Here is a 5,993-nt window from a genome sequence, read left to right as displayed (position 1 = left end):
GCCCCGCGCCCACCCGCCGCAACCGGATCACCAGCGTCTGGGTCCTGCTCTCCAGCGTCGCCCCCGAACTCGACGAGTGGGCCCGCTACTTCGCCGCCGGCGCCGGCAAGCGGGCCGCCGCCGAGGCCGGCATCCCCCGGGTGGTCACCGCCCGGGAGGCCGACGACCTGCTCCGCGCCGCCGAGCAGTTCGTGACGGTGGTGGAGACCGCGCTCGGCCTGGCGCACCAACCGGCGCTCGACGGGATCGCCGCCTGACCTTGGCGCCCCGGCCACCGGCGGGAGCCGGATGTGGCCGGGCGCCGGGACACGTGGATGCGGCCGACGCCCAGCGCATCGGCTGATCCACGGCAGCGCCGCACTTTCTTATCCAGCAGCACGACCTGATCCAGCAGCACGACGACGGGGGCAGGTCCCCGCGCGACACGACGGGGGGTTGGTCCGATGGCGGGCCGCATGGTGGTCGGTTCCGCCGCACTGGCCGATCTGGTGCGTCCGGCGAGCGCACCCGACCCGGCGGGCGGCCACCGGGTGCTGCCGGTCCGGCCGGAGCTGACCGGGCTGCTGCCCAATCGCGGGCTGCGCCGCGGCAGCACCATCGCCATCGGCTCCGGGCAGCCCCGGCGCAGCGGTGCGACGTCGCTGATCCTGGCGCTGCTCGCCGAGGCGTCCCGGGCCGGCTCGTGGTGCGCCGTGGTCGGGGTCCCCACCTTCGGGGCCGGCGCGGCGGCCGAGGCCGGGATCGCCCTGGACCGGCTGGCCCTGGTGCCGAATCCGGGGCCGGAGTGGCCCACCGTCATCGCCGCGCTCATCGACGGGGTGGACGTGGTGGTCACCGCCGTGCCGACCACGGTCTCCGCCTCGGTCGCCAACCGGCTGGCCGCCCGCGCCCGGCAGCGCGGCAGCGTGCTCGTCCCGTACGGCCGGTGGGACGGCGCGGACGTCACGTTGCAGGTGGTCCGGGGCGTCTGGGAGGGGCTCGGGCCGGGCCGGGGGCGGCTGCGACGCCGGGAGGTGACCGTCTCGGCGCGCGGGCGCGGCGCGGCCGCCCGCCCGAAGGAGATCAAGGTCTGGCTGCCCGGTGACGGACTCACCCGGGTCATCCCCCGGGCGACCGGGGTGGCCGGGCCGGGCGCCGGGCGGCTCCGCCCGGTGACGCCGGCCGCCTTGGCTGCCCTCGCCATCCCGTCCCGCCGCGGCGCGCTCACCCTGGTCGGTCCGGCATGACCGCCGGTGTGAGCGATGTGCCGGGTGTCCGCCGGGGAGGGCCGGCATGAGCGGTGCGCCGGTGCGGACGCTGCTGCTCTGGTGCCCGGACTGGCCGGTCCTCGCCGCGGAGATCGTCGACGGGGTGCCCGCCACCGACCCCGTCGCGGTGCTGCACGCCAACCGGGTGGTCGCCTGTTCCGAGCGGGCTCGCGCCGAGGGGGTGCGTCGAGGGCTGCGCAGGCGCGAGGCGCAGGGGCGCTGCCCGCAGCTCACCGTCGTCGAGTACGACCCCGGCCGGGACGCCCGGGCGTTCGAGCCGGTGGTCGCCGCCGTCGAGGAGGTGGCCGCCGGGGTCGAGGTGGTCCGCCCCGGGGCCTGCGCGCTGGCGGCCCGGGGTCCGAGCCGTTACCTCGGCGGTGAGGAGGCGGCGGCCGAGCGGATCGTCGAGCACGTCGCCCAGTCCTGCGCGGTGGAGAGCCAGGTCGGCGTCGCCGACGGGGTCTTCGCCGCCGGGCTGGCCGCCCGGGACGGGCGGATCGTGCCGCCCGGCGGGACGCCGGAGTTCCTGGCCGCCCTGCCGGTCGAGGCGCTCGGCCGCCCGGCCCTGGCCGACCTGCTGCGCCGGCTGGGGGTGCGTACCCTCGGGGGCTTCGCCGCGCTGCCCGCCGGCGACGTGCTGGCCCGGTTCGGCTTCGACGGGGCGCTGGTACACCGGCTCGCCGCCGGACAGGACCACCGGCCGCTCGCCGTCCGGCAGCCCCCGGCCGACCTGACCGTCACCGCCGACTACGACGAGCCGATCGACCGGGTCGACGCCGCGGCGTTCGCCGCCCGGACGCTGGCCGAGCAACTGCACGAGCGGCTCGCCGCGTACGGGCTGGCCTGCACCCGGCTCGGCATCGAGGCGGTCACCGCGCACGGTCAGGAGCTGCACCGGGTCTGGCGGCATGACGGCCTGCTGACCGCCGCGGCCATTGCCGACCGGGTGCGCTGGCAGTTGGACGGCTGGCTCTCCGGCAGCACCGGCCGGGGCGGCGCCCGTCCGACCCGGCCGACCGCCGGGATCATCCGGCTGCGGCTGGTGCCGGACGGGGTGCTCGCCCAGGCCGGCCTGCAACCCGGGCTGTGGGGGGAGACCGGCGAGGAGCGGGAGCGGGCGCACCGCGCGTTGAGCCGGGTGCAGGGCATCCTCGGCCCCGAGGCGGTGGTCACCGCCGTGCTCGGCGGCGGCCGCTCCCCGGCCGACCAGACACGGCTGGTGCCGTGGGGCGACGAACGACTCCCCGCCCGTCCCGGCCCGCCGGCGCTGTCGGACGAGCCGGCCACGGCTGGCGCCGCCGGCACCGACCGGGCTGCCGGTCGGGGTGGTGGTGGCACCCCGCCCTGGCCCGGCCGGCTCCCGCCGCCCGCACCGGCCGTGGTGCTGCCCAGTCCGCTCGCCGCCACCGTGCACGACGCCGCCGGCGAGCCGGTCGTGGTCAGCGCGCGCCTGGCGGTGAGCGCCGCGCCGGCCCGGCTCACCGTGGGTACGGCCCGCCCGGCGGAGATCGTCGGCTGGGCCGGTCCGTGGCCGGTGGACGAGCGCTGGTGGGCGCCGGCCGAGGCGCGGCGGCGGGCCCGGTTCCAGGTCTGCCTCGCCGACGGCGCCGCCCTGCTGCTGGCCGTCGAGGCCGGCCAGTGGCTGGTGGAGGCGATCTATGACTGAGCCGGTCCGGCCCGGCACGGGCGAGTCGCGGCGGGTCAGTCGAGAGCGGGGATGCGGGAACGGGTGCCCGCCGCGGCCCGCGGTCGCTCCACCCGGAGCGGCCCGATGAGCTTCCACAATCCCAACCTGCCCTGGTCCGAGCTGGAACGCGTGCTCTCCGGGCGACCCGGCGACGGCCGGTCCGGTGGCGGCCGGTCGGGCGACGGCGGGCGGCCACGGGGCGGACGGCCACGGGACGAGCGGCACCTGCACGTGGTGGATCCCCTCGCCGTGGACGCCGACGGCGGGGACTCCCCGGCCTGGAGCCGCAAGCGGCAGCACTACGAGGCGCCCGAGCTGCCCCGGCCGGACGGCGCGGTGCCCTACGCCGAGCTGCACGCGCACAGCAACTTCAGCTTCCTCGACGGGGCCAGCCACCCGGAGGAGCTGGCCGAGGAGGCCGCCCGGCTGGGGCTCACCGCGCTCGCCGTCACCGACCACGACGGCTTCTACGGGGTGGTTCGCTTCGCCGAGGCGGCCCGCGCGCTGCACCTGCCCACCATCTTCGGCGCCGAACTCTCCCTCGGGCTGCCCGGCCCGCAGAACGGCGAACCCGACCCGCTCGGCCGGCACCTGCTGGTGCTCGCCCACGGCCACGAGGGGTACGCCCGGCTGGCCGCCACCATCTCCCGCGCCCAGCTGCGCGGCGGGGAGAAGGGCCGCCCGGTCTACGGCGAGCTGGAGGAGGTCGCCGCCGAGCTGCGCGACCACGTGCTGGTGCTCACCGGCTGCCGCAAGGGGCACGTGCCGGGCGCGCTGCTCACCGAGGGCGTGGACGCGGCGGCCCGGGAGCTGGACCGGCTCACCGCGCTCTTCGGCGCGGAGACGGTGGCGGTGGAGCTGACCGACCACGGCCACCCGGTCGACGCCGACCGCAACGACGCCCTCGCCGAGCTGGCCGCCGCCGCCGGGCTGCCCACGGTGGCCACCAACAACGTGCACTACGCCACCCCGGGCCGGCGGCGGCTGGCCACCACCGTGGCCGCGGTGCGGGCCCGGCGCAGCCTCGACGAGATCGACGGCTGGCTGCCCGCCGCCGCCACCGCCCATCTGCGCAGCGGCGCGGAGATGGCGGCCCGGTTCGGCGCGTACCCGGGGGCGGTGGAACGGGCCGCCGAGTTCGGCGCGGAACTCGCCTTCGACCTGCAACTGGTCGCGCCGCGGCTGCCGGCGTACCCGGTGCCGCCGGGGCACACCGAGATGAGCTGGCTGCGCCACCTGACCGAGCAGGGAGCCCGGGAGCGGTACGGCCCGCGCGAGGCGCACCCCGAGGCGTACGCGCAGCTGGAGCACGAGCTGCGGATGATCGACGACCTCGGCTTCCCCGGCTACTTCCTGGTGGTCTACGACATCGTCGCGTTCTGCCGCGCGCAGGACATCTACTGCCAGGGCCGGGGCTCGGCGGCGAACTCGGCGGTCTGCTACGCGCTGCGGATCACCAACGTGGACGCCGTCCGGCACCGGCTGCTCTTCGAGCGTTTCCTCGCCCCCGAGCGGGACGGCCCACCCGACATCGACGTGGACATCGAGTCCGACCGCCGGGAGGAGGTGATCCAGCACGTCTACGCCCGGTACGGCCGGGAGCACACCGCCCAGGTGGCCAACGTCATCTCGTACCGGCCGCGGTCGGCGGTGCGGGACGTGGCCAAGGCGTTCGGCTTCTCGCCCGGCCAGCAGGACGCCTGGAGCAAGCAGATCGACCGCTGGGGCTCGGTCGCCTCGGTGGACGTCGAGGACATCCCCGAGCAGGTGGTCGCGTACGCCAACGAGTTGCAGACCTTCCCCCGGCACCTGGGCATCCACTCCGGCGGCATGGTGATCTGCGACCGGCCGGTGATCGAGGTCTGCCCGGTGGAGTGGGGCCGGATGCCCGGGCGCAGCGTGCTCCAGTGGGACAAGGACGACTGCGCGGCGGTCGGGCTGGTCAAGTTCGACCTGCTCGGCCTCGGCATGCTCTCCGCGCTGCACTACGGCTACGACATGATCGGGACGACCCTCGACCTGGGCGACATGACCCTCGACGACCCCGAGGTCTACGACATGCTCTGCCGGGCCGACTCGGTCGGGGTGTTCCAGGTGGAGAGCCGCGCCCAGATGGCCACCCTGCCCCGGCTCAAGCCGCGCTGCTTCTACGACCTGGTGGTCGAGGTGGCGCTGATCCGTCCCGGCCCGATCCAGGGCGGCTCGGTGCACCCGTACATCCGGCGCAAGAACGGCCAGGAGCCGGTGACGTACGCGCACCCGCTGATGCGCAACGCGCTGGAGAAGACCCTGGGCGTGCCGCTGTTCCAGGAGCAGTTGATGCAGCTCGCCATCGACCTGGCCGGCTTCGACGCGGCCGGCGCCGACCAGTTGCGCCGGGCGATGGGGGCCAAGCGCTCGGTGGAGCGGATGGCGCAGATCGCCGACCGGCTGTACGCCGGGATGGCCGAGCGGGGCATCACCGGCGAGCTGGCCGACGACGTCTACCGCAAGCTCACCGCGTTCGCCAGCTACGGCTTCCCGGAGAGCCACGCGATGAGCTTCGCCTACCTGGTCTACGCCAGCTCCTGGCTCAAGCGCTACCACCCGGCCCCGTTCCTGGCCGCCCTGCTCAACGCCCAGCCGATGGGCTTCTACTCGCCGCAGACCCTGGTGGATGACGCCCGCCGGCACGGCGTCGAGGTACGCCGCCCGGACATCAACGCCAGCGGGGCGAAGGCCGTGCTGGAGTCGGCGCCGGAGACCCGGTGGGGCAGCCAGCCGGGGGAGCCGCCGCACGCCTGGGGGTTGGGCGGCCCGGCGGTCCGGCTCGGGCTGGGCAGCGTACGCACCCTCGGTGACGACGTGGCCGAGCGGATCGAGGCGGAGCGGGCGGCCGGCGGGCCGTACCGGGACATGCCGGACCTGGCCCGTCGGGTCGGTCTCACCGCCGCGCAGCTGGAGGCGCTGGCCACCGCGGACGCCTTCGCCTGTTTCGGGCTGACCCGGCGGCAGGCGCTCTGGGCCGCCGGCGCGGCGGCCCAGGACCGGCCGGGCCGGCTGCCCGGCACGGCCGGTCC

At 76.6% G+C, this 5,993-nt stretch carries 4 protein-coding genes; all 4 read left to right on the top strand.

Annotated features, from left to right (window positions below; translation table 11 throughout):
• Positions 1-257 (top strand): SAV_6107 family HEPN domain-containing protein (locus tag DKT69_RS28960; protein WP_255420239.1); only part of this gene is annotated, 257 nt, incomplete at its 5' end.
• Between the two features lie 186 nt (positions 258-443).
• Positions 444-1,226 carry a DnaE2-dependent mutagenesis accessory factor ImuA' gene (gene imuA' / locus DKT69_RS28955; RefSeq protein ID WP_236648420.1) on the top strand — a complete coding sequence of 261 codons (783 nt, stop codon included), beginning with the start codon at positions 444-446 and terminating at the stop codon, positions 1,224-1,226.
• A gap of 46 nt (positions 1,227-1,272) precedes the next feature.
• Positions 1,273-2,913, top strand: coding sequence for a DNA polymerase Y family protein (locus tag DKT69_RS28950; RefSeq protein WP_109804637.1), 1,641 nt, complete (start codon positions 1,273-1,275; stop codon positions 2,911-2,913).
• A gap of 105 nt (positions 2,914-3,018) precedes the next feature.
• The coding region (locus tag DKT69_RS28945) for an error-prone DNA polymerase (protein WP_109804638.1) at positions 3,019-5,993 on the top strand (2,975 nt) is incomplete at its 3' end.

This window comes from Micromonospora sicca (genome assembly GCF_003172935.1).
Classification (GTDB): domain Bacteria; phylum Actinomycetota; class Actinomycetes; order Mycobacteriales; family Micromonosporaceae; genus Micromonospora; species Micromonospora sicca.
Note: the sequence above shows the minus strand (reverse complement) of the source record. Positions and strands in the feature narration are given on the sequence as shown.